General features: G+C 65.5%; 18 protein-coding genes and 1 pseudogene. 10 read left to right on the forward strand and 9 right to left on the reverse strand.

The window, feature by feature from the left end; genetic code table 11:
- The first annotated feature begins 15 nt into the window (after positions 1-15).
- Entirely contained in the window at positions 16-435 is a 420-nt protein-coding gene (locus tag XH98_RS39195) for a PaaI family thioesterase (protein ID WP_271599697.1), read from the forward strand.
- Positions 436-601: 166 nt separating this feature from the next.
- On the opposite strand, the pseudogene XH98_RS39200 reads toward XH98_RS39195, so the two are convergent.
- Positions 602-1870 (reverse strand): annotated as a pseudogene (locus XH98_RS39200) (flavin-dependent oxidoreductase); the annotation flags it as partial.
- A gap of 127 nt (positions 1871-1997) precedes the next feature.
- On the opposite strand from XH98_RS39200, the gene XH98_RS39205 reads away from it, so the two are divergent.
- Positions 1998-2618, forward strand: coding sequence for a glutathione S-transferase family protein (locus tag XH98_RS39205; RefSeq protein WP_220003877.1), 621 nt, complete (start codon positions 1998-2000; stop codon positions 2616-2618).
- Between the two features lie 118 nt (positions 2619-2736).
- On the opposite strand, the gene XH98_RS39210 is transcribed toward XH98_RS39205, so the two are convergent.
- Positions 2737-3651, reverse strand: coding sequence for a LysR family transcriptional regulator (locus tag XH98_RS39210; protein WP_271621771.1), 915 nt, complete (start codon positions 3649-3651; stop codon positions 2737-2739).
- A gap of 92 nt (positions 3652-3743) precedes the next feature.
- On the opposite strand from XH98_RS39210, the gene XH98_RS39215 reads away from it, so the two are divergent.
- Both XH98_RS39215 and XH98_RS39220 read left to right on the forward strand, forming a co-directional pair.
- Positions 3744-4187, forward strand: a complete 444-nt coding sequence (locus XH98_RS39215) for a nuclear transport factor 2 family protein (RefSeq protein ID WP_271621772.1) — start codon at positions 3744-3746, stop codon at positions 4185-4187.
- A gap of 155 nt (positions 4188-4342) precedes the next feature.
- Positions 4343-6352, forward strand: coding sequence for a methyl-accepting chemotaxis protein (locus XH98_RS39220; protein ID WP_271621773.1), 2010 nt, complete (start codon positions 4343-4345; stop codon positions 6350-6352).
- A gap of 62 nt (positions 6353-6414) precedes the next feature.
- Here the strand turns inward: XH98_RS39220 and XH98_RS39225 are convergent, their stop codons facing one another.
- Entirely contained in the window at positions 6415-6741 is a 327-nt protein-coding gene (locus XH98_RS39225) for a hypothetical protein (RefSeq protein ID WP_271599692.1), read from the reverse strand.
- A 273-nt stretch (positions 6742-7014) separates the two neighbouring features.
- Positions 7015-8145 (reverse strand): site-specific DNA-methyltransferase, encoded by a 1131-nt coding sequence (locus XH98_RS39230; RefSeq protein WP_057757145.1) that lies wholly within the window; start codon positions 8143-8145, stop codon positions 7015-7017.
- Between the two features lie 415 nt (positions 8146-8560).
- Between XH98_RS39230 and ypfJ the strand changes: the two genes are divergently transcribed.
- Complete coding sequence (ypfJ, locus tag XH98_RS39235) at positions 8561-9502, forward strand: KPN_02809 family neutral zinc metallopeptidase (RefSeq protein WP_271599691.1); 942 nt, start codon at positions 8561-8563, stop codon at positions 9500-9502.
- A 164-nt stretch (positions 9503-9666) separates the two neighbouring features.
- Positions 9667-10230 (forward strand): molybdenum cofactor biosynthesis protein B, encoded by a 564-nt coding sequence (gene moaB / locus XH98_RS39240; RefSeq protein WP_220003871.1) that lies wholly within the window; start codon positions 9667-9669, stop codon positions 10228-10230.
- Positions 10231-10645: 415 nt separating this feature from the next.
- On the opposite strand, the gene XH98_RS39245 is transcribed toward moaB, so the two are convergent.
- Positions 10646-11590, reverse strand: a complete 945-nt coding sequence (locus XH98_RS39245; RefSeq protein WP_442868686.1) for a bifunctional helix-turn-helix transcriptional regulator/GNAT family N-acetyltransferase — start codon at positions 11588-11590, stop codon at positions 10646-10648.
- Between the two features lie 62 nt (positions 11591-11652).
- On the reverse strand, positions 11653-12228 hold the full coding sequence (locus tag XH98_RS39250) for a glycosyl transferase (RefSeq protein WP_271599690.1): 576 nt from the start codon (positions 12226-12228) through the stop codon (positions 11653-11655).
- Positions 12229-12564: 336 nt separating this feature from the next.
- On the opposite strand from XH98_RS39250, the gene XH98_RS39255 reads away from it, so the two are divergent.
- Positions 12565-13404 (forward strand): RMD1 family protein, encoded by an 840-nt coding sequence (locus XH98_RS39255; protein ID WP_057757157.1) that lies wholly within the window; start codon positions 12565-12567, stop codon positions 13402-13404.
- A gap of 136 nt (positions 13405-13540) precedes the next feature.
- On the opposite strand, the gene XH98_RS39260 is transcribed toward XH98_RS39255, so the two are convergent.
- Positions 13541-14734 (reverse strand): acetate/propionate family kinase, encoded by a 1194-nt coding sequence (locus XH98_RS39260; protein ID WP_271621774.1) that lies wholly within the window; start codon positions 14732-14734, stop codon positions 13541-13543.
- A gap of 7 nt (positions 14735-14741) precedes the next feature.
- A complete protein-coding gene (locus XH98_RS39265; protein WP_271621951.1) occupies positions 14742-17156 on the reverse strand; it encodes a phosphoketolase family protein in 2415 nt (804 codons plus the stop codon).
- A gap of 210 nt (positions 17157-17366) precedes the next feature.
- Here XH98_RS39265 and XH98_RS39270 point away from each other — a divergent pair, with 210 nt between their 5' ends.
- From XH98_RS39270 to XH98_RS39280, 3 genes are all read left to right on the forward strand, one after another.
- Positions 17367-18530 carry a PA0069 family radical SAM protein gene (locus tag XH98_RS39270; RefSeq protein WP_271621775.1) on the forward strand — a complete coding sequence of 388 codons (1164 nt, stop codon included), beginning with the start codon at positions 17367-17369 and terminating at the stop codon, positions 18528-18530.
- An 84-nt stretch (positions 18531-18614) separates the two neighbouring features.
- Complete coding sequence (locus XH98_RS39275; RefSeq protein WP_271599687.1) at positions 18615-19388, forward strand: ribonuclease HII; 774 nt, start codon at positions 18615-18617, stop codon at positions 19386-19388.
- Positions 19389-19487: 99 nt separating this feature from the next.
- On the forward strand, positions 19488-20996 hold the full coding sequence (locus XH98_RS39280; RefSeq protein WP_271621776.1) for a glycosyltransferase family 39 protein: 1509 nt from the start codon (positions 19488-19490) through the stop codon (positions 20994-20996).
- Positions 20997-21137: 141 nt separating this feature from the next.
- Here XH98_RS39280 and XH98_RS39285 read toward each other — a convergent pair whose 3' ends face one another.
- On the reverse strand, positions 21138-21968 hold the full coding sequence (locus tag XH98_RS39285) for a uracil-DNA glycosylase (protein WP_271621777.1): 831 nt from the start codon (positions 21966-21968) through the stop codon (positions 21138-21140).
- Positions 21969-21981: the final 13 nt, after the last annotated feature.

The raw sequence follows: 21981 nt of genomic DNA on the forward strand, positions 1-21981 counted from the left end.
ATACGGAGGCTGCCAATGGTCAAGACCGCGCTCGACAACTTCAAGAGGCCGCCCTGCGCCGAGCTGCTCGGCTGGCGCCTGCTCGATGCTCGTCCCGACGAGGGGTGGATCAAGCTCGGCTTCGAGGGCAGACCCGAGTTCTGCAATCCGGCCGGCTTCATCCAGGGCGGCATGCTCTCGGCGATGCTCGATGACACGATGGGACCGGCGGTGCTGGTGATGAGCGAGGGCCGCCTCTACACCACCACCATCAGCATGACCGTGAATTTCCTCAGCCCCGCAAAGCCTGGCCCGATCATCGGCGAAGCCAGGGTGACGCAGCTCGGCAAGACCATCGCGTTCGTCGAGGCCAAGCTGATGGCGGAGGATGGCACGGTGCTGGCGACGGCCAGCGCGAGCGAGCGATTGCTGGAGGCGGCAAGGGTGGTGAAGTGAGGCGGGTGCCTGCGATTCGCCTCCGCCAAATTTCCGGGTCGTCATGCCCGGGCTTGTCCCGGGCATCCACGTCCTTGGTTGGCCTGAGCAAGTCGTGGATGGCCGGGACAAGCCCGGCCATGACGAATTCTGGAAATCCCAGCGACGCCCGAATGAAGCTCACACCCGCGCGCGCGTCCTTGCTCACGATCGGCGGCTTGGCGTTCAGCGCCTCGACCTGGAAGCCCGCGACGCGCTTGTAGTTCGCGGCGATGTCTTCCAGCTCTTTTTGTGACAGCACGTCGGTGACGACCTTGTAGCCGTCAGGCGCGCGTTCTTCGACGAGCTGCATCACCTGCTCGGGGCCGTTCTTGCGGTTGAGCAGCACGAGATCGGTGGTCGCAGGCCGCCGCTCGGCCTCATAGGCGAGCAGAGCTGCGGTCGTCGGGCCATGCGCCAGGATCTCGCGGGTGATGGTGCGGGCATCGAGGATCGCCTGCGAGGCGCCGTTCGAGCCGATCGGGTACATCGGATGCGCGGCATCGCCCATCAGCGTCACCTTGCCGAAGGTCCATTGCGAGACCGGATCGCGGTCGACCAGCGGATATTCATAGGCGTGCGGACAATTCCTGATCAGGCCGGGCACGTCGAGCCAGTCGAATGTCCAGCTCTCGAACCAGGGCAGGAACTCCTCCAGCCGCGCGGTGCGGTTATAGTCCTCGCGGCGCCATTGATAGGTCGGCGGCATGTGCCGCTCGGCGACCCAATTGATCAGGTGGTTGCCTGCAGCGTCCGGCTCCTTCGAGATCGGATAGCAGACGAATTTCAGGATCTCGTGACCGGCCATGATCATGGTGCGGCCGGTGAGGAAGGCTTTCGCCGGCGTGACGCCGCGCCAGAGGATGCGGCCGTTCCAGATCGGTGGGCCTTCGTTCGGATAGAGCTTTTCGCGCGCGGCGGAATGGATGCCGTCGGCGGCGATCAGGATCGCGCCTTCATATGTGCCTGCGGGCTTGCCGGTCGCCTTGTCGATGAAGTCGGCACGCACGCCGCTGGCCGTCTCGGTCCAGCCGGTCAGATGATGGCTGGTCAAAATGTTCTCGCGGCCGAGCCGCTCGATTGCGACATCGAGCAGGATCTGCTGCAGCGTGCCACGATGGATCGAGAACTGCGGCCATTTGTAGCCGGCTTCCAGCCCGCGCGGCTCGCTCCAGATCGGCTTGCCGTGCTTGGAGAAATAGGCGAGCTCGCGGGTCCGCACGCCGCTGGCGTCCAGCCTGTCCAGCAGCCCGAGCTCGATCAGCTCGCGCACCGCATGCGGCAGCACGTTGATGCCGACGCCCAGCGGCTTCAGCTCCGCGACGCTCTCGAACACTTTTACCGGCACGCCGATTTGATGCAGGCTGAGCGCGAGCGTCAGCCCGCCGATGCCGCCGCCGGCGATGAGGACCGTCATGACAAACCCCTCCGATTGCAGGCGTCTTGGCACAGGCGGGCGGATGTGGGCAACTGCGAAGAGGATGTCGTGCTCTAGACCTCGGGGGCAACAGCCGTTAACGTCCGGCTTTCCCATGAGGTCCGACATGCTCAAGCTCTACTACGCCCCCGGCACCTGCGCGCTCGCCACCTACATGACCCTCGAGGAGGCCGGCGCCGACTACACGGCTGAACGGCTGAGCCTCAAGGACAATCAGCAGAACAGCCCGGAATATCTCGCCATCAACCCGAAGGGGCGTGTCCCGGCCCTGGTGACCGACCGCGGCGTCCTCACCGAGACGCCGGCGATGCTGGCCTATATCGCGCAAACCTTCCCGAAGGCGAAACTCGCGCCGCTCGACGATCCCTTCGACTTCGCCCAGGTGCAGTCGTTCAACTCCTATCTGTGCTCGACCGTGCACATCAATCACGCCCACAAGCTGCGCGGCGCGCGCTGGGCGACGCAGGAGAGCTCGTTCGCCGACATGAAGGCGATGGTGCCGCAGACCATGGGCGCCTGCTTCAAGCTGATCGAGCAGAGGATGTTCAAAGGCCCCTGGGTGATGGGCGATCAGTTCACGGTCTGCGATCCCTATCTCCACACGCTCTCGCACTGGCTCGAAGGCGACAGCGTCGACATCAACGCCACGCCGAAGATCGCCGACCATTTCAAGCGCATGTCGGACCGCCCCGCCGTGCGCAAGGTGATGGACGCGCAGAAGGCGTGACGGCTGCGGTTCTTGTAGGGTGGGCAAAGGCGCAAAGCGCCGTGCCCACGATCTTTCGCCGCTGGCAACAGGTGGTGGGCACGCTTCGCTTTGCCCACCCTACGAGAGCTAACCCACCCTACAAAGCTTTCTTCTCCAACTCCCGCCCCGTCTCCAGCATCAGCCGCCGCAGCCAGATCGAGCCCGGGTCCATCTGCGCCCGGGTCGGATAGAACATGAACTGCTCGTCGATCCCGGGATCGAGCGGCGGCGCGACGGTGACGAGGCCGAGCTGCTTCGACAGCGCGGCGATCAGCCGCCGCGGCACGAAGGCGACGAGGTCGGTCCGGGCGGCGACGTGCAGGGCCTCGAGATAGCCCGAGACCACCAGCGAAATGTGCCGCTCGATGCCTTTGCTGCGCAGCCAGGTGTCGATCAGGTCCTCGGGCTGGCCGCGGATGATCACGCCGACATGGCGCGCGGCGAGGAACGCCTCGCGCCGCTTCAGCTTCGGCGCAAGCGGGTGGCCGCGCCGCACGGCGAGCGCATCGCCGTCGGTGTAGAGCAGCTGGCGATGAAAACCCTTGAAGGCGTTGCCGATCGAGACCACGAGGTCGATGATGCGGGCGAACTCGGCATGAAAGATCGCCGGTCCCCGCCACGGCACGACGTCGATGCGGACATTGGGCGCAAGGCGCGTGACCTTCTCCATCAAGGGCGGCATCAATAGCTCGACCGCGAGATCAGGCATCATCAGGCGGAACTGCCGCTCGCTGCGCGCGGCGTCGAATTCCTCGGGCACGAACAGCCCGCGCACCTGGTCCAGCGCCTGCGCCAGCGGCGCGCGCAGGGCTTGCGCCCGCGGCGTCAGCTCCATCCGTGCGCCGGTTCGCACCAGCAGCGGGTCGCCGAAGATGTCGCGCAGCCGCTGCAGGGCGTGGCTGGTGGCCGGCTGTGACAGCCCGATGCGCATGGCGGCGCGGCTGACATTGGCCTCGCGCAGCAGCGCGTCGAGCGCAGTCAGGAGGTTGAGATCGAGCGAATTCAAATTCATGAGGCGAATAGATATCATATTCGCTATCGATTTGAAGAATTCCAATCAAGCGGCGATGTTCTCCCGTGTTGCCATGACAAGGAGATGCCGCCATGAGCGCTGCCGCCAACAAGAAACTGATGCAGGATATTTTTGCCGCTGCCGCCAGCCCCGATCCTGATGTCCGCGACCGGTCGCTGTTCGGCGCAAGCCTTGCCGACGACGCCAAATGGATCGTCACCGGCCAGTATTCCTGGTCGCGCACCTTCACTGGCAAGGACGCGATCCTCAAGGATCTGCACGGCTATGTGCGCTCCCGCCTGCGCGACCGCGCGCGCACGGTCGCCGAGCGCTTCATCGCCGATGGCGACATCGTCGTGGTCGAGGCCAAGGGCGACAACGTCACACTGGAGGGCGTGCGCTACGACAACGACTATTGCCTGGTGTTTCGGTTCGAGGACGGCAAGATCAAGGAGATCCGCGAGTACTGCGACTCCGTGCTGACCGAGAAGGTGCTGGACCGGTTCCCGCAAGCAGCAATCAGGGCCGCTGGCTGATCCGGCTGCGGCGGGCGGTTGCTTGGCAGGCGCCCGCCCGCCTGCGTCTCCGCCCGAGCAGGAAGGACACAATTAACAAGTGTGCTTCATGGTGTCGCCGCGCAGCGAGAAACGCCGTGAGGACGTTCGGCTGCTCGAATCCGGGGGGCGGCATCATGCGGGGCATTCGTTTGAGAATCCGGGGACGTCTTTACGCCGGGTTCACGGCTCTTGCCGCCGTGGGCCTGATCATGACCGTGGTTGCCGTCTGGAACCTGTGGACGGTCCAGGACCAGGTCGCGAAAATGTCCGCCTTCTCGGACAATGCAGCGCGCGTTCGGGAAATATCGGTCCATCTCCAGGCGCTGCAACGGGCCAATCTGCGCTACATCTATGACGCCAACGAACCCGCCTTCAAGGAGGCCGCGGAGCGGGAGGCGGCGGCGGTCGAGTTGCTGAAAGCGGCCTCGGCGGCGTCCTTCACCGAGGAGCGGCGCAAGATCTACGACGGCCTCATTGGCGATATCGACAAGCTGCAGGCGCTGCGCGAGCGCATGGGCGCAGCGGTCAAGGAGACCACGAAGGGCAAGGCCGCCCTGCTGCCCGGTGGCGAGGAACTGAACACCTATGCCGGCAAGCTGGTCATTGCGGCGCATGGCACCCACGATCCCGAGATCACCGCGCCCGTCGCCGACCTCGAGTCCAAGATCCTGCAGGCGCGTCTGGCGAGCTGGCGCTTCCTCGCCATGCGCGATTCCAAGGCGTCCTCGACCTTCAGAGCCAATACCGAGCGGGCGCAGCAACGGATCGCGGCGCTCCAGGACGGCACCCTGCCGGAGCAGGTCAAGTCTGCGCTCGCGCCCGTCAGGACCTCGCTGTCGTCCTACCAGGCGGCGTTCGAGGCGACGTCCGCCGCAATCCTCGTGGCGGAGGAGACCTACCGCAACAACATTGCGCCCTTGATCGCCGGAAGCATCGACAAGCTCAAGGTCGCGGATGCCGAGCTCACGGCCGACTCCCAGAAGACGCGAACGATCGCCGCAGGCGTCATCGCCAGCACGACGTGGATTCAGGCGGCCGCAGGTGGCCTCGCAGTCGTATTCAGCGTGATCGTCGCCTTCCTGATCGCCCGCAGCATCGTCGGTCCGCTGACCTCGATGACGCGCGCGATGGGTCGGCTCGCCGGCGGCGACCTCGCGGTCGAGATCCCCTCGCGCGGCAAGACCGACGAGATCGGCGACATGGCCAAGGCGATCCAGGTGTTCAAGGACAGCATGATCGACACCGTGCGCCTGCGCCACGAGCAGGCCGAGAGCGAGGCGCGGCAGGCCGAGGATCGCAAGAAGGACATGGTCCTCCTCGCCGACCAGTTCGAGCAGGCGATCGGCGAGATCGTCGACACCGTGTCGTCGGCCTCCAGCGAGCTCGAGGCCTCGGCCGGCACGCTGACGACGACGGCGACGCGCGCCCAGGACCTGTCGACGGAAGTCGCCTCCGCATCGCAGGAAGCCTCGGCCAACGTCCAGGCCGTCGCATCGGCGACCGAGGAGCTCTCGTCCTCGGTGAGCGAGATCGCCCGTCAGGTCCAGGACTCCGCCCGCATCGCCGGCGAGGCGGTGGAGCAGGCAAGCAAGACCAATGCCCGCGTCAGCGAGCTCTCCAAGGCGGCTGCCCGCATCGGCGACGTGGTCGAGCTGATCAGCACCATCGCCGGCCAGACCAATCTGCTGGCGCTCAACGCCACCATCGAGGCCGCGCGCGCGGGCGAGGCCGGCCGCGGCTTTGCCGTGGTCGCCTCCGAGGTCAAGGCGCTGGCCGAGCAGACCGCAAAGGCGACCGGCGAGATCGCCCAGCAGGTCTCCGGCATCCAGACCGCGACCGAAGAGTCGGTCGGCTCCATCAGGGAGATCAGCGGCACCATCGAGCGGCTGTCGGAAATCTCCTCGGTGGTCGCCGCTGCGGTGGAAGAGCAGGGCGCAGCGACGCAGGAGATCTCCCGCAACGTCCAGCAGGCCGCGCACGGCACCCGGCGCGTCTCGACCAATATCGGCGACGTCCAGCGCGGCGCGGCCGAGACCGGCTCGGCCTCGTCACAGGTCCTGTCGGCGGCGCGCTCGTTGTCGACAGACAGCAACCGATTGAAGACCGAGGTCGCAAAGTTCATCGCGTCGGTCAACGCTGCCTAAGGTGCCTGAGCATGGCCGGGGAGCGACCGCGGGTTTGCCGGGCGGTGTCCGTGGTGCGCAGATCAGCCGGCGTAGACGAAGCCGATGCCGGCCGCGACGATCATCGCGGCGCCGACCGCTTCCAGGCGAAGCCCGAGCTTGGCCGCGAGATGCATGTCGAAGGCCCGCGCCTTGCGCTCCGAGCCGCGCGCGTAGCCGTGCACGATGACATCGTGATTGAAATTGTCGTGCGCCTCGTTGCTGCTCGCGAGCCCGACGCAGATCACGAGCACGCCGAACAAAGCGAGGCCGAAAAAGCCGAGCAGGGCGATCAGGAACATCGGAAACATGCCGACCAGGAAGATCGGCAGCAGCGGCACCAGCAGCAATGTCTCGGACTGTCGTCGCATGGGAGCCGGACCGTCAGGACGGTTTGATGGTTCAAAGGTAGTCCTGATGGCGACAGCGTCCAATCAACACTATGTCATTCCGGGGCGCGCCGCTTGGCGCGAGCCCGGAATCCATTGGGCCGCAGTGCCGTAGGGTGGGCAAAGGCGCAAAGCGCCGTGCCCACGTCTTCGCATCATTCGGGCAGGACGTGGGCACGCTTCCGCCTTCGCTCTACGAGCTACGGCGGACAAGTCGCTTTGCCCACCCTACGCGCTACGAGATCGTGATCGGATCTACTCCGCCGCCATGCCGGCGCGGATCTCGGCGCGGAGCTCGTCGATCAGCTTGAGACCCTTGTTGGTCTCGACATGCCAGAAGGTCCAGCCGTTGCAGGCCTGCGCGCCTTGCGCCACCGCGCCGATGCGGTGGATCGAGCCGACCTTGTCGCCGAACATGATGGCGCCGTCGGCACGCACCAGCGCACCGAGCTTCTTCTTGGCGTCGAACAGTTTTGTGCCGGGCATGATCATGCCGCGCTCGATCAATTCGGAGAACGCCACGCGCGGCGCCTCGCGCGCGGTCATGAACGGGGCAAGGCTCTCTTCCGGCAGCGGCTCGACCGCGGCGATGCGCGCCTCTGCCGCCTTGGCATAGGTCTTGTCGCGCTCGAAGCCGATATAGGAACGGCCGAGGCGTTTGGCGACCGCGCCGGTGGTGCCGGTGCCGTTGAACGGGTCGATCACGAGATCGCCGGGCTTGGACGAGGACAGCAGCACGCGCGCCAGCAGGCCTTCCGGCTTCTGCGTCGGATGCACTTTCTTGCCGTCGGCGCCCTTGAGGCGCTCCTCGCCGGTGCAGAGCGGGATCAGCCAGTCGGAGCGGGCCTGCACGTCCTCATTGGCCGCCTTCAACGCCTCGTAGTTGAAGGTGTAGCCCTTGGCCTTTTCGTCACGCGCGGCCCAGATCATGGTCTCGTGCGCGTTGGTGAAGCGGCGGCCGCGGAAATTCGGCATCGGATTGGTCTTGCGCCAGACGATGTCGTTCAGGAGCCAGAAGCCGAGGTCCTGCATGATCGCGCCGACGCGGAAGATGTTGTGATAGGAGCCGATCACCCAGATCGTCGCCGACGGCTTCATCGCAGCCCGCGCGGCGAGCAGCCAGGCGCGGGTGAAATCGTCATAGGCGGAGAATGAATCGAACTTGTCCCAGTCGTCGTTGACCGCATCGACATGGGATTCGTCGGGGCGTTTGAGATCGCCCTTGAGCTGCAGATTGTAGGGCGGATCGGCGAACACGAGATCGACCGAACCTGGCTTGAGCTTCGACATCTCGGCGACGCAATCGCCGACAATGATGCTGTGCGAAGCAGACTCAAAGTTTGTGCGGGGCGCCTTTGCAGACGCCCCGCGACGCGACACTACCATGACTCAAGAACTCTGACTCAGGCGACGCTGTCGGCGACGCGGGACCAAACAACCGACTGGCCGTTACAATGGAGCGGCAAAGTAAAAATCGACTTAACCCGCCGCTTTCGTGAGCAGGCCCCACATCGCCCGTTGTACGCGAGAAGCTGCGCGCAATTGCCGTGTTTTATAGTGTGTTTCGCGTTTCTTCGCGTTGCGGGGGTGGCTGGATCTGCAAAAGACTCTCAAATTTCTCTCGGAAAAAATTGCTTGGCCCTCGGAAAAAATTGCTGGCGTCGCAGGTTGTCGCACTAGGCAATAATTGCCGAGCGGGATATTGATTAACGCAATGGAAATTTTAGGTATGTGGCGCGTTAAGGTTTTCGCATTTCCGCGTGCCCGCGCCGTATGATCGCCGACCTAAGGGAAGCCCGCCATGCGTTACGATGATTTCCGCCGCAGCGACGATATCGAGGATCGTCGCGACGACGGTGGTGGAGGATTCGGCGGCGGAGGCGGCGGCTTCGGTCTGCCGATGGGCGGTGGCGGCCTCGGCATCGGCACCATCATCGTGCTTGGTCTGGTCGGCTACGCCTTCGGCATCGACCCGCGCATCCTGATCGGCGGCGCCGAGATCCTCACCGGTGGCGGCCAGGCGCCGAGCTACCAGAGCGACCGTCCCTCCAGTCAGGCCAAGCGCGGCGCGCCGACCGACGAGATGGGCAGCATGATCTCCGGCATCCTCGGCGAGATCGACGATCGCTGGAGCGAGATCTTCCAGGCGAGCGGCCAGTCCTACACCGGTCCGAAGGTCGTGCTGTTCCGCAACGCCACCAATGGCGGCCGCTGCGGCCGGGCGGAATCGGCGATGGGGCCGTTCTACTGCCCGCCGGACCGCACCATCTTTCTCGACACCTCTTTCTTCCGCGAGGTCGAGACGCGCTTCCGCGGCTGCTCCGGCAAGTCGGCGTGCAATTTCACCTCCGCCTACATCATCGCGCATGAGGCCGGACATCACATCCAGAACCTGCTCGGCATCATCCCCAAGGTGACGCGGCTGCAGCAGCAGGCGAGCAGCAAGGCCGAGTCGAACGCGCTCCAGGTGAAGGTCGAGCTGCAGGCCGATTGTCTGTCCGGCATCTGGGTCAATCGCGAAGCGAAGAAGCGCCCGAACTTCCTCGAGGCCGGCGACATCGACGCCGCGCTGACCACGGCGAGCGCGATCGGCGACGACACGCTGCAGCGCCAGGCGACGGGGCGTGTGGTGCCCGACTCCTTCACCCACGGCTCGGCCGCGCAGCGCAAGCAATGGTTCATGACCGGCTATCAGCAGGGCACGCTGCAGGCATGCAACACGTTCGGCGGCGGCGGGCCGTAGCAAGGCTATTAGTGGCGTCGTCCTGAGGTGCTCGCCTCTTCGGCTAGCCCTAGAGGATGGCGAGCCCGCGGCCCATCCTTCGAGGCGCGCTTGCGCGCGCACCTCGAGGGCGAACGCAAGTGCGTTCGTCCCGGGATGACGGGTAGGAGAGAAGGTGCAACGAAATGGCCTCCATCGACGAATCCAAGCAGTTCATCCCGCTCAACATCGCGGTGCTCACCGTCTCCGACACGCGCGCGCTGGCCGATGACAAATCCGGCCAGACGCTCGTCGACCGGCTTACAGCAGCCGGCCATCATCTCGCCGCGCGCGAGATCGTCACCGACGATGTCGAGGCCATCCGCGCCGTCATCCGCCGCTGGATCGCAGATAGCAGCGTCGATGTCGTCATCACCACCGGCGGCACCGGCTTCACCGGGCGCGACGTCACGCCGGAGGCGATCGAGCCGCTGTTCGAGAAGCGCATGGACGGTTTCTCGATCGCCTTCCACATGCTGAGCCATGCCAAGATCGGCACCTCGACGATCCAGAGCCGCGCCACCGCTGGCGTTGCGGGTGCGACCTACATCTTCTGCTTACCCGGATCGCCCGGCGCCTGCCGCGATGGCTGGGACGGCATCCTCGCCAGCCAGCTCGACTACCGCACACGCCCCTGCAATTTCGTCGAGATCATGCCGCGCCTGGACGAGCACCTGCGCCGGCCGAAAGCGCAGGGCGCGACGGTGTAGCTGCGCCGGCGCGCAAGCCCGTTCGCAAGCCAAGCCAAAGGCATCGTAGGGTGGGCAAAGCGATAGCGTGCCCACGATCTCTTTCCGTAATGCTGGGTCCGTGGGCACGGCGCAAGTGCGCCTTTGCCCACCCTACGAGACCAGCGTCGTAGGGTGGGCAAAGCGACAGCGTGCCCACGGCTTTTGTTCGATCGAGAAAGATCGTGGGCACGGCGCAAGTGCGCCTTTGCCCACCCTACGAGACCAGACTCGCCGGAGATTCTTTTCCCAGTTTCGTAGGGTGGGTCAGCTCAGCGGCTGCGCAAAGCGCAGGCGTTGAGCGTAACCCACCATCTTCGATCGGCATCTTCGGAAAGCGTGGTGGGTTACGGCTTCGCCTAACCCACCCTACGAGACTGCGCTCGTGGCGACATCGCTACAGATCCATCTCCCAGGTCTCGCCCACAAGATCATGCCCAAAACTGTGATGCGGCTTGGTTGCGACCAGCTCGAAGCCGGCGCTCTTGTAGATGCCGCGAGCGGCGACCAGGATGCTCTGCGTCCACAGCGTCATCCTTTTGTAGCCCCGCTCGCGCGCGCCCCGGATGCATTGCTCGACCAGCGCGCGGCCGACACCGAGGCCGCGCGCTTTCTTCTCCACCTGCAGCAGGCGCAGCTTGGCGAGCTCGTCGGTGGCCTTGACCAGGAAGACCGAGCCGACCGGCTCGCCATCCAATTCGGCGATCCAGCAATGCTCGCGTGCGGCGTCGTAGGACTTGATGAACTGTGCGCAGATCTCGGCGACCAGCGCCTCGTAGCTGATGTCCCAGCCGTAGTCCGCGGCATAGGCGGCGCCTTGCTTGGAGATGACCCAGCCCATGTCACCGACGCGGTGGCTGCGCAGCACGACGGATGCGGGCTGGCTCTGGCGTTGCTCGAGGACGGCCTGGACGGTCGCCATCGCCTGGGTAAGCCGCGCTGCATCGCCGGCCGAGAGCCGGGCCAGCATAGCGGCAACCTCGTTTTGCGAGCCCAGGTTCAGCTTGGCAAAGGCCTGGCGGCCCTTGGTGGTGAGGCTGAGCTGGTACTGCCTGCGATCCGCGGGCAGGGGCGTGCGCGTGATCAGCCCCTGTTCGTCGAAGCTCTGGACGATGCGGCTGAGATAGCCGGGGTCGAGGCCGAGCTCATTGCCAATCTCCTTCGCCGAAGCGTCGTCGCGATGCGCGAGCTCATAGAGCACGCGGGCCTCGCTCAGCGAGAACGGGCTCTTGCCGAGGTGCTGGTCGAGCACGCCGAGCTTGCGGGTATAGAAGCGGTTGAAGGCGCGCACCGCTGCGATCTGGTCGTCGACACCGCTGATAGCCATGGAACTGATTGGCATGGGACACCTCAATAATTGCCATTGTCAAATAATTATTTGACTTTGGCAAGTATGTGATGGCCTCACCCGACCATGACGATCCGGCTGCGCAGCAACGTCCGGGAGGAACGGCCGAGCCGCCGCAGCAGCCGGGCCTCGGAACGGCGGGCCTGGGGGGGATAGCCGCCGATCCGGTCGTAATGGTCTCGCGCGATCAAAAGCCCCTGATCGCCGAGCGGGCCGACCAGCTTGCGCGCCACGAACCACAGCAGGTCGCGGAAACCGGTATTTGCGTAGGGCGAACGCGCGTAGCGAAACACGGCCGCGCGGTCCCGGCCACTGGCCGCGACGGCCTGGATGAATTGGGTTGTTTCCTCGATCCAGCCGGTGTCCAGCACCGCGCCGGCCGGGAGGAACATCAGCCACGGCGAACGGGCCTGGAGTGCGCCGGCGGCCAGCGCTGCGCCCTGCGAAGTTCCCTCATAGCCGATGAAACGGCAGCCGGCGACGTCGGCAACGCGCTCGATGACGCCGTTGCGGGTGCCGTCGACCAGCAAAACTTCCTTGATGATGCCCGCTGCGGCGCCGGGGACCAGCGCGGCCAGAGTTGCGACCGCCGTCTGCTCGACGCCTTCAGTCGCTATGATGACGCTCAGCATGATTGAGGCTTCGATATCAGCACTTCGGGAGAAGCGTAACTCGTTATGATATTGTCATAAACACGCAGCGATGCCGAGTGCAACTTTCGGCGGCGTTTGGTCGGGCCATGGTAAACCACCGCCGGTCCATCGCAGTCGAATGTGTCGCGCGCAGGGTGGTCATATTGCCGAATATTTCGGCGAGTGACGGGCTCGTGAACTTCAACGCGGGTTTTCTCCGTCGATGTCGTCGCGCGAGCCATGCTGCATCGGTAGTCTGCCACGGACCTTGCTGATGAGAAAAAAAGTTCAAGTGGGAAAAAAGTTCAAGCGCCGCCGCGCAGAGCGAGATGTCCAATGACCGTCGATCAACTTCCCGCTGGTGCGCTGTCAACATCGCCGAAGCCGGACCCCGCGCCGACCTTGCGGATCCGCGCCGTGATGCTCGGCGAACGCATCAACGCCTCGAACCTCGAACTCGGCACCCTCGTGTCCTCGACGCCGGCGGCGTTTCGCGTCCATGGCGGCCTCGCCGTGATCTTCCGCTACGGTGTCGTGGTGCTGATCGGCCTCCTCCCTTCGGAGGAGAAGGTGCTGCTCGACAGCCTGAAGTCCCGCGTGACCGGCGAGCTCAGCCCGATCGAGGAGGAGACCGCCCAGGCGCAGCTGTGCAAGGACGAAAGTGCCGAGGCGATCCAGCCAGGCGGGCCGATCTGCCTCTCCAAGTTCTCCGACGAGCGACTGCTGCTGATCGCGGACGCGCTCGCCAAGAGCACGTCACTGGCGCGCGACGAGCGGCGTGTCGCTGCGGTCTTCGATGTCATCGAGCCCTTTGCGCGGGAGCTTGCCGAGAAGGGCCGGACGTCGCGGCGCCGCAGGGGCATCCTGCAATTGATCGGCAATGCGCTGCTGGTGCAGCAGCGCGTCGCCGGCCGCGTCGCGGTCGCCGAGAAGCCCGATGCGCTCTGGGAAAAACCTCAGCTCGACCGGCTCTATGCGCGTCTCGAAGACGAGTACGAGCTGAAGGAGCGCCTCGACACGCTGGAGCGGAAGCTCACGGTTATTTCCGAGACCGCCGACGCGCTGACCGACATCATCGACACGCAACGCTCACTGCGGCTCGAAATCGCGGTGGTGGTGCTGATCGTGATCGAAGTCGTGATCGGGTGTGTCCAGATCTTCGCGGGGGGTCACTGAGCGTTGAGCCTGCGCGTTGTCGTGCCGGATGTCTCGGCGAGCGAAGTCTCGTAGGGTGGGCAAAGGCGCACTTGCGCCGTGCCCACCACCTGTCCCGTATCATAAAAAGTGGTGGGCACGCTCCGCTTTGCCCACCCTACGATACTGTCCCCGCAGCTTGCAGCACCGCGACACAATGCCGTGCGATTGTCAGCTCCTCGTTGGTCGGGATGACGAACAGATCGACAGCACTGTCCTCCGCATTGATCCGCTCGCGCCCCTTCTCATTCGCCGCTGCATCGATGCGCACGCCGAGCCAGGCGAGCCGCTCGCCGATGGCGCTGCGGATCTCTTTCGCATGCTCGCCAATTCCGCCGGTGAAGACGAGGCCGTCGAGCCCTCCCAGCGTGTTCGCCATGACCGCGATCTCCTGCGCTGCGCGGAAGACGAAGAGATCGACCGCCTCGCGCGCCGAAGCCTCGCTGCTCGCCAGCAGCGTCCGCATGTCCGCGGAGAGGCCGGAGACGCCCAGCAGCCCTGACTCGTGATAGAGCAGATGCTGTAGATCTTCGCTCGTCATCTTCTCATGCTGGAGAAAATAAAGCAGCACGCCTGGATCGATCGCCCCGCAGCGGGTGCCCATCACGAGACCATCGAGCGGTGTCAGTCCCATTGTGGTGTCGACGCTGCGGCCCTCGCGCATGGCGCAAAGGCTCGCGCCATTGCCGAGATGGGCGATGACGACGCGCTTCGTGGCGAGTTGCGGCGCGATCTCGGCGAGCAGGCCTGCGACATATTCGAATGAGAGCCCGTGGAAGCCGTAGCGCCGCAGGCCCTGCACCTCGTAGCGCTTCGGGATCGCGAAGCGATTCATCGGCGGCATCATGCCGTGATGAAACGCGGTGTCGAAACAGGCGATCTGCGTCAGCGCAGGCCGGATCGTTCTGACCGGGTCGACCGGTGCGAGGCACCGCGGCTGATGCAGCGGCGCCAGCGGCGTCAGCGCCTCCAGCTTGGCGTAGACCTCGTCAGTCAATTCCACCGGGCCTGAATATTCCGGGCCACCATGAACGATGCGGTGACCCACAGCGCGCAAGCGGTGATCACCGAAGCGGTCCTCGACGAAAGCGAGCACGTCGGCGAACAGATGGCCGCCGTCGGCATCCGACGCCTCCCGCTGCGTCTCGAACAGGGCCTCGCCCGATGGGGTCTTGGCCACCAGCCGCGGCTTCGCCTCGTGCTCGTCAAGCAGGCCCTTGCAGAGCAGGGCAGGTTCGGTGCCCGAGATCTCGAACAAGCCGAACTTGATGCTCGACGAGCCCGCATTGAGGACGAGGACCGCGTCCGCCATGGCGCCGTCAATCGCCGGCTTCGGCCGGCGTGGTGCCGCCGGCACTGTTCTGCCAGACCCATTCCTGAATGTCCGGCATGTCCTCACCGTGCTCGCGTATGTAACGCGAATGCTCGATCAGCTTGTCGCGAAACCGCTGTTTGACCTGTGCGGCCTTGGTCGACAGGCCTGGCACGCGCTCGATCGCCTCGATTGCGAGGTGGTAGCGGTCGAGCTCGTTGAGAACGACCATGTCGAACGGCGTCGTGGTGGTGCCTTCCTCGGCAAAGCCGCGCACATGCAGGCCGGCATGGTTGGTGCGGTTATAGGTGAGGCGGTGGATCAGGTGGGGATAGCCGTGATAGGCGAAGATCACCGGCTTGTCCTTCGTGAACAGGCTGTCGAAATCGCGATCGGACAGGCCATGAGGGTGCTGCTCCCGGGGTTGCAGCGTCATGAGGTCGACGACGTTGACGACGCGGATCCTTAACTCCGGCAGCGCCTTGCGCAGCAGGTCGACGGCGGCGAGCGTCTCCAAGGTCGGCACATCGCCGGCGCAGGCCATCACCACGTCGGGTTCGCTGTTCGCGTCCTCGTTGCTGGCCCAGGTCCAGATGCCGATGCCGGCATCGCAATGCGTCGCGGCCTCCTGCATCGACAGCCATTGTGGCGCCGGCTGCTTGCCGGCGACGATGACGTTGACGCGGTTGTAGGTGCGCAGGCAATGATCGGCGATCCAAAGCAGCGTGTTGGCGTCGGGCGGGAAATAGATGCGGACGATGTCGGCTTTCTTGTTGGCGACGAGATCGACGAAACCCGGGTCCTGGTGGCTGAAGCCGTTGTGGTCCTGGCGCCAGACATGCGAGGTCAGGAGATAGTTCAGCGAGGCGATCGGCCGTCGCCATGGCAGGTGCCGCGTCACCTTCAGCCATTTGGCGTGCTGGTTGAACATGGAATCCACGATGTGGATGAAGGCCTCGTAGCAGGAGAAGAAGCCGTGCCGTCCGGTCAGCAGATAGCCTTCGAGCCAGCCCTGGCAGAGGTGCTCGCTCAAGACCTCCATCACGCGGCCGTCCTGTGCCAGATGCACGTCGTAAGGTTCGATCGGCTCCATCCAGACCCGTTCGGTCGCATCGAACACGGCATCGAGCCGGTTTGATGCGGTCTCATCAGGACCCACGATGCGGAAATTACGCTCCCCGGCGTTGAGGCGGATGACGTCGCGCAGGAACTTGCCGAGCTCGCGTGTGGCTTCGCTTGTCACGCCGCCGGGCCGCGGCACCTCGACGGCAAAGCTGCGGAAGTCGGGCAGCTTCAGCTCCTTCTTGAGCAGTCCGCCATTGGCGTGCGGGTTGGCGCCCATGCGTCTGTTACCTTGGGGCGCGAGGGCCTGAAGCTCGGGAACGAGCGCGCCGCTCGCGTCGAACAGCTGGTCCGGCTCGTAGCTGCGCATCCAGTCTTCGAGAATCTTCAAGTGAGCCGGGTTCTCGCGGCAGTTCGCGACGGGCACCTGATGCGCGCGCCAAAAGCCTTCAACCTTTTTCCCGTCAACCTCCTTCGGGCCGGTCCAGCCCTTCGGGCTGCGCAGCACGATCATCGGCCAGCGCGGCCGCTCCACGCTCGCACGCCCGTCGCGGGCGTGCAGCTGGATCGAGCGGATGCTGGCGATCGCGACGTCGAGCGCATCGGCCATCGCCCGGTGCATCAGCTTGGGATCGTCGCCTGCGACGAACAGCGGCTCGTGGCCGAATCCGCGGAACAGATCGCGGATCTCGCTGTCGGGCATCCGGCCGAGCACGGTTGGACCCGCGATCTTGTAGCCGTTGAGGTGCAAGATCGGCAGCACGGCGCCATCATGTGTGGGATTGAGGAACTTGTTCGAATGCCAGGACGCTGCCAGCGGGCCGGTCTCGGCCTCACCGTCGCCGACGACGCAGGCAACGATCAGGTCAGGATTGTCGAAGGCCGCGCCATAGGCGTGCACCAGCGCGTAGCCGAGCTCGCCGCCTTCGTGGATCGAGCCCGGCGTTTCCGGCGCTGCATGGCTCGGGATGCCGCCGGGGAAGGAGAATTGCCTGAACAGTTTTCGTAGCCCGTCCGCATCGCGCGGGATGTCAGGATAGACCTCGCTGTAGCTGCCTTCCAGATAAGTGTTCGCCACCATGCCCGGGCCGCCATGGCCGGGACCGCAGACATAGAGCACGCTCAGGTCCAGCGCGCGGATGACGCGGTTGAGATGCGCATAGATGAAGTTCAGCCCCGGCGTCGTGCCCCAATGGCCGAGCAGGCGCGGCTTGATGTGCTCGGGCCGGAGCGGCTCGCGCAGCAGGGGATTATCCAACAGGTAGATTTGCCCGACGGAGAGATAGTTGGCCGCACGCCAGTAGCGATCGAGGAGATCGAGGTCGCTGCTTGCAGCGGACGATTGTTGTTGAAATGTCATGATCATGCCGACCTTCGCCCGGGATCGTCATCAACCGGGTTCCGGCGAGATCGATCCTTCCGCCGCATCAAACGGGATCGAGGTCACGCGGTGTTGCGTGAGGTCAAAGGACCGCGGGCGAAGTTTGGGCAGCGCTACTGTGCATGGGGTTGTTTTCGCGTTTTCGATTCTTGTTCTTGATTTGTTCCTTTGGCGTGCTATCTTGAATGCATGAGTCCAGCTTCTTCTTCTGCTCTGAAGCACCCGCCGGTCACGGCGCCCTCCGAGCCGGCGGGTGCGCCTTCTGACTTCCCTGAACTGGCGGTCGCCATCGACCGCCAGCGCAGGCGGGGGCGGGGCGCCCAGTCCAACGCCAGTGGCCGCTATGAGGCCGAGGCGCGCGTCGCCTTCGACGATGGCTGGCAGAGCCTGGACGATCTGCCGCCGTTCAAGACCACGGTCGGCGTCGACACCTCGCGCAAGGTGATCACCCGCAACGACTCGCCCGACATCGGCTTCGACCGTTCGATCAATCCCTATCGCGGCTGCGAGCATGGCTGCGTCTATTGCTTCGCGCGGCCGACGCACGCCTATCTCGGCCTGTCGCCGGGGCTCGACTTTGAGTCAAAGCTGTTCGCCAAGCCCGAGGCGCCTGTTCTGCTCGAGAAGGAGCTCGCGGCCGCAGGCTACGAGCCGCGGATGATCGCGATCGGCACCAACACCGATCCCTACCAGCCGATCGAGCGCGAGCGCAAAATCATGCGCGGCATTCTGGAGGTGCTGGAGCGCACCGGCCATCCCGTCGGCATCGTCACCAAATCCGCGCTGGTCGTGCGCGACATCGACATTCTCGCCCGCATGGCCAAGCGCAACCTTGCCAAGGTCGCGATCTCGGTAACCTCGCTCGACCCGAAGCTCGCACGGACCATGGAGCCGCGCGCCTCGACGCCGCCGAAGCGGCTGGAGGCGCTGAAGCAGCTCTCGGAGGCCGGCATCCCCACCACGGTGATGGTCGCGCCCGTGATCCCCGCCCTGAACGATTCCGAGATCGAGCGCATCCTCGATGCCGCGGCGCATGCCGGTGTCAAGGAAGCCTCTTACGTTTTGCTGCGGCTGCCGCTGGAGGTGCGCGATCTCTTCCGCGAATGGCTGATGGCGAATTATCCGGATCGCTATCGCCACGTCTTCACCCTGATCCGCGACATGCGCGGCGGCCGCGACTACGATTCGAAATGGGGCGAGCGGATGAAGGGCACAGGCCCGATGGCCTGGACCATCGGCCGCCGCTTCGAGCTCGCCTGCGACCGGCTTGGGCTGAACAGGCGCCGCTCGAAGCTGACGACGGATCATTTTACCAGGCCGAAGCAGAACGGCGAGCAGCTCAGCCTGTTCTGAGGCGCGAGGGGCGGGCGCTGAATAACGGGAATTGCACGGAGTTCCCGGTTGCGCCGGCGAGCCGGCTTGCGCACGATCCCGGCCATGATTCGGGACAAGTCCGCCAAGAAGCCAGTCAAGGATGCGCCAGAAAAGGCTCCTGAGAAGAAGGCTGCGCCCGTCAAGGCAAGCTTCCGCCGCGAGCGCGCGCTGATCAAGCGGGGCATCTGGCCGGTCGCGGGCTGCGACGAGGCCGGCCGCGGGCCGCTCGCCGGCCCCGTGGTGGCGGCTGCGGTGATTTTGGATCCGGACCGCATCCCGCGCGGCATCGACGATTCCAAGCGCCTGACGGCGGAAGAGCGCGAAAGGTTGTTCGACAGGATCTGCGCCACCGCGCAGGTCTCGGTCGCCGTCGCTTCGCCCGCGCGGATCGACCGCGACAACATTCTGCGCGCCTCGCTGTGGGCGCTGAAGCGCGCGGTGGTTGCGTTGCCCGAGCCTCCGAAGCTCGTCTTCGTCGACGGCCGTGATCGCCTCGACACGGCTTGCGACTGCGAAGCGGTGATCGGCGGTGACGGCATCGTGCTCTCGATTGCGGCGGCCTCCATCGTCGCCAAGGTGACCCGCGACCGGCTGATGTGCGCGCTGGCGCAGGATTGCCCCGGCTACGGCTTCGAGCAGCACAAGGGCTATGCCGTGCCCGAGCATCTCGACGCGCTCGACCGTCTCGGCCCCACCATCCACCACCGCAGCTTCTTCGCCCCCGTCGTCGCCGCCCGCGCCAAGCACATGCCCTGGACGGTCGAGCCGGTGCAGGATCTGTTCTCCGTCACCGAGGTCGAGACCGCAGTTGAAATCGAGGCTTCAGCGGGCCTCTAGCGCAGACCGAAGTTGCCACGACGCGTGGCGCGCTTTATCAAAACAGCTGTGAGCGAATAGGGCCGGCTGGACGGGTTGGCTGCATCTTGCGGGCGTTGCATGCGGTTTACCTCCCTGGTCATCGAGCTCATTCGCGCCCGGCCGCGGTTGATCGTCTGGATTGCCGTGCTGCTGCAGGCCACGATGTGGCTGCTGGTGGCGCTGCTGTTCTACCGCAGCCCGCCCGGCAATCTCGCGACCCTGCTGGCCTTTGGCCGCGAATATCAGGTTGGCACTGATCTCGGCCCGCCGCTGTCGCTCTGGCTCGCCGATATCGCCTATCGCGCCGCAGGCGGCCATGTCTTCGGCGTCTACGTCCTTGCCGAGCTCTGCGAGATCGCGACCTTCATCGCGCTGTATCATCTGTCGCGGGCCGTGGTTGGCAGCCAGCAGGCGGTGCTCGCCGTGCTGCTGACCATGACGGTGCTGGCCTTCTCCTCGTCCGCGCTCGACTTCGGCCCCTTGGTCCTCGCCCGGCCGCTCTGGGCGCTGCTGCTGCTGCATTCCTGGCAGATCATCGGCCAGCGTCGCGGCAATGCCTGGTTCGCCTGGTCGATCGAGGCGGGGCTTCTGCTGCTGACCACGCCGGCTGCGATCTTCCTGCTCGCGCTGCTCGTCATCTTCGCGCTCTCGACCGTCGGCGGCCGCCGGACCTTGCGCGCGCTCGATCCGCTGTTCGCACTCGTCGTCGTCGCCGTGCTGGCGCTGCCCTATGCGGTCTGGCTGACGCGCGCCCAAACGCTGGCGCTGCCGGCCCTGCCGCAAACGGCCGACCTCGGCGCCCGTGCGATCCACGCCGCCTGGCTGCTCGGTGGGCTGGTGTCTGGTGCGATCGCGGTGCCGGTGCTGAGCTTCCTCAACACACCCCTGTTCGCCGGCAAGAGCGAGGAGGCGCCGATCATCTACCGCCCGCCGGTCGAGCCGCTCGCTCGCAACTTCGTCTATTTCTTTGCACTCGCGCCGGCGCTGGGGGCGGTCCTGATCTCCGGCCTGTTCGGGTTCGAGACTGTCGTCGGCGGCGCCGGCGTCGTGCTGGTCATGTCGGGCCTCGCCATGGTCGTCATGGCGGGCGATCTCATCGCCATGCGCCGCGCGCGGATGTTGCGCACGGTATGGGCGGCGGCCGTCATCGCCCCTGCCGCCGGCGTCGTGCTGGCCGTGCTGTTTCTGCCCTGGACCGGCACCGGCGAGATCGCGACCTCGATGCCGGCGCACGCGATCTCGGATTTCTTCGACGAGAGCTTTGCCCGCCGCACCAACCATCGCCTGCGCGCGGTCGCCGGCGAGACGCAGCTTGCGAGCCTGATCACGCTGCATTCCGGCCGGCCGCATCTCTTCATCGATGCCAATCCTGCGCGCACACCGTGGATGTCACAGGCAAAATTCAGCGAGAGCGGCGGCGTCGTGGTCTGGCGTGCGTCCGATACTGGCGGCACCCCGCCGCCCGAAATCCTCGCACGCTTCCCGGGCATCGTGCCCGAAGTGCCGCGTGCCTTTGAATGGCTGGTCAATGGCCGTCAGGGATTGCTGCGCATCGGCTGGGCGATCGTACGGCCGAAGGGGGCGTAATCAGGTGTCATTCCGGGGCGCGGCAAAGCCGCGAGCTATGGTGCGCAATTGCGCACCTGAGAATCCATTCATCCACTTGCTCTGCCGCTCCATGGATTCCGGGTTCTCGCTTCGCGAGCCCCGGAATGACGGCGTTTGTGGTTAGGCCGGTCCCTGCGCCAACGCCTTCGCAATCGCCCGCAGATCCTGCCAGGCCAACCGCTTGTACGACGGCGAGCGCAACAGATAGGCCGGGTGGAAGGTCGGCAGCGCGCGGATGGTGCGTTGGCTGGTGTCGTAATCGAACCAGCGCCCGCGCGTGCGCATGATGCCCTCACGGGTCGAGAGCAGTGTCTGCGTCGAGGGATTGCCGAGCGTCACCAGCACATCCGGGTTCACCAGCTCGATATGGCGCTGGATGAAGGGCAGGCACACTTGCGTCTCCTGCGGTGTCGGCGTGCGATTGCCCGGCGGTCGCCAGGGGATGACGTTGGTGATGTAGGCCGTGCTGCGGTTCAGTCCTATCGCGCCGATCATCAGATCGAGCAGCTTGCCGCTGCGCCCCACGAACGGCAGTCCCTCGATGTCCTCGTCGCGGCCCGGCGCTTCGCCGACGAACATGATGCGCGCCTGCGGATTGCCGTCGGCGAATACCAGCCGCGTCGCGGTGTGTTTTAGCGCGCAGCCTTCGAAGTTTTGCATCAGCTCGCGCAGGGCCTCGAGCGTTGGCGCCGTGCGTGCCGCCTCGCGCGCCGAGGCGATCGCAACGTCGGGCGCCGGTGCGGGGGGGGGGGGGGGGGGGGGGGGGGGGGGGGGGACCGCAGGCGCGGCGATGGGCCGCGGCGCTTCGATCGGTGCCGCGCGCGGGGCTGGCGGCGGGGCGTCTAATTCCGCCAGGCGGTCGACCGGTTCCTCTGCGAGCGCGCAATCGACACCGGCCTCCAGATAGAAGGCGAGCAGTTCACGGACGGTGGGTGCGGGCTCGGGGATCATTGGGAAAGTCAGA

Source organism: Bradyrhizobium sp. CCBAU 51745, assembly GCF_028128715.1.
GTDB lineage: Bacteria > Pseudomonadota > Alphaproteobacteria > Rhizobiales > Xanthobacteraceae > Bradyrhizobium > Bradyrhizobium manausense.

What these genes read in the sequence shown, in the direction of transcription:
- XH98_RS39195 (WP_271599697.1), top strand. Translation starts at nt 16, where the DNA reads ATGGTCAAGACCGCGCTCGACAACTTCAAGAGGCCGCCCTGCGCCGAG.
- XH98_RS39205 (WP_220003877.1), top strand. Translation starts at nt 1,998, where the DNA reads ATGCTCAAGCTCTACTACGCCCCCGGCACCTGCGCGCTCGCCACCTAC.
- XH98_RS39210 (WP_271621771.1), bottom strand. Translation starts at nt 3,651, where the DNA reads ATGAATTTGAATTCGCTCGATCTCAACCTCCTGACTGCGCTCGACGCG.
- XH98_RS39215 (WP_271621772.1), top strand. Translation starts at nt 3,744, where the DNA reads ATGAGCGCTGCCGCCAACAAGAAACTGATGCAGGATATTTTTGCCGCT.
- XH98_RS39220 (WP_271621773.1), top strand. Translation starts at nt 4,343, where the DNA reads ATGCGGGGCATTCGTTTGAGAATCCGGGGACGTCTTTACGCCGGGTTC.
- XH98_RS39225 (WP_271599692.1), bottom strand. Translation starts at nt 6,741, where the DNA reads ATGCGACGACAGTCCGAGACATTGCTGCTGGTGCCGCTGCTGCCGATC.
- XH98_RS39230 (WP_057757145.1), bottom strand. Translation starts at nt 8,145, where the DNA reads ATGGTAGTGTCGCGTCGCGGGGCGTCTGCAAAGGCGCCCCGCACAAAC.
- ypfJ (WP_271599691.1), top strand. Translation starts at nt 8,561, where the DNA reads ATGCGTTACGATGATTTCCGCCGCAGCGACGATATCGAGGATCGTCGC.
- moaB (WP_220003871.1), top strand. Translation starts at nt 9,667, where the DNA reads ATGGCCTCCATCGACGAATCCAAGCAGTTCATCCCGCTCAACATCGCG.
- XH98_RS39245 (WP_442868686.1), bottom strand. Translation starts at nt 11,590, where the DNA reads ATGCCAATCAGTTCCATGGCTATCAGCGGTGTCGACGACCAGATCGCA.
- XH98_RS39250 (WP_271599690.1), bottom strand. Translation starts at nt 12,228, where the DNA reads ATGCTGAGCGTCATCATAGCGACTGAAGGCGTCGAGCAGACGGCGGTC.
- XH98_RS39255 (WP_057757157.1), top strand. Translation starts at nt 12,565, where the DNA reads ATGACCGTCGATCAACTTCCCGCTGGTGCGCTGTCAACATCGCCGAAG.
- XH98_RS39260 (WP_271621774.1), bottom strand. Translation starts at nt 14,734, where the DNA reads ATGGCGGACGCGGTCCTCGTCCTCAATGCGGGCTCGTCGAGCATCAAG.
- XH98_RS39265 (WP_271621951.1), bottom strand. Translation starts at nt 17,156, where the DNA reads ATGACATTTCAACAACAATCGTCCGCTGCAAGCAGCGACCTCGATCTC.
- XH98_RS39270 (WP_271621775.1), top strand. Translation starts at nt 17,367, where the DNA reads ATGAGTCCAGCTTCTTCTTCTGCTCTGAAGCACCCGCCGGTCACGGCG.
- XH98_RS39275 (WP_271599687.1), top strand. Translation starts at nt 18,615, where the DNA reads ATGATTCGGGACAAGTCCGCCAAGAAGCCAGTCAAGGATGCGCCAGAA.
- XH98_RS39280 (WP_271621776.1), top strand. Translation starts at nt 19,488, where the DNA reads ATGCGGTTTACCTCCCTGGTCATCGAGCTCATTCGCGCCCGGCCGCGG.
- XH98_RS39285 (WP_271621777.1), bottom strand. Translation starts at nt 21,968, where the DNA reads ATGATCCCCGAGCCCGCACCCACCGTCCGTGAACTGCTCGCCTTCTAT.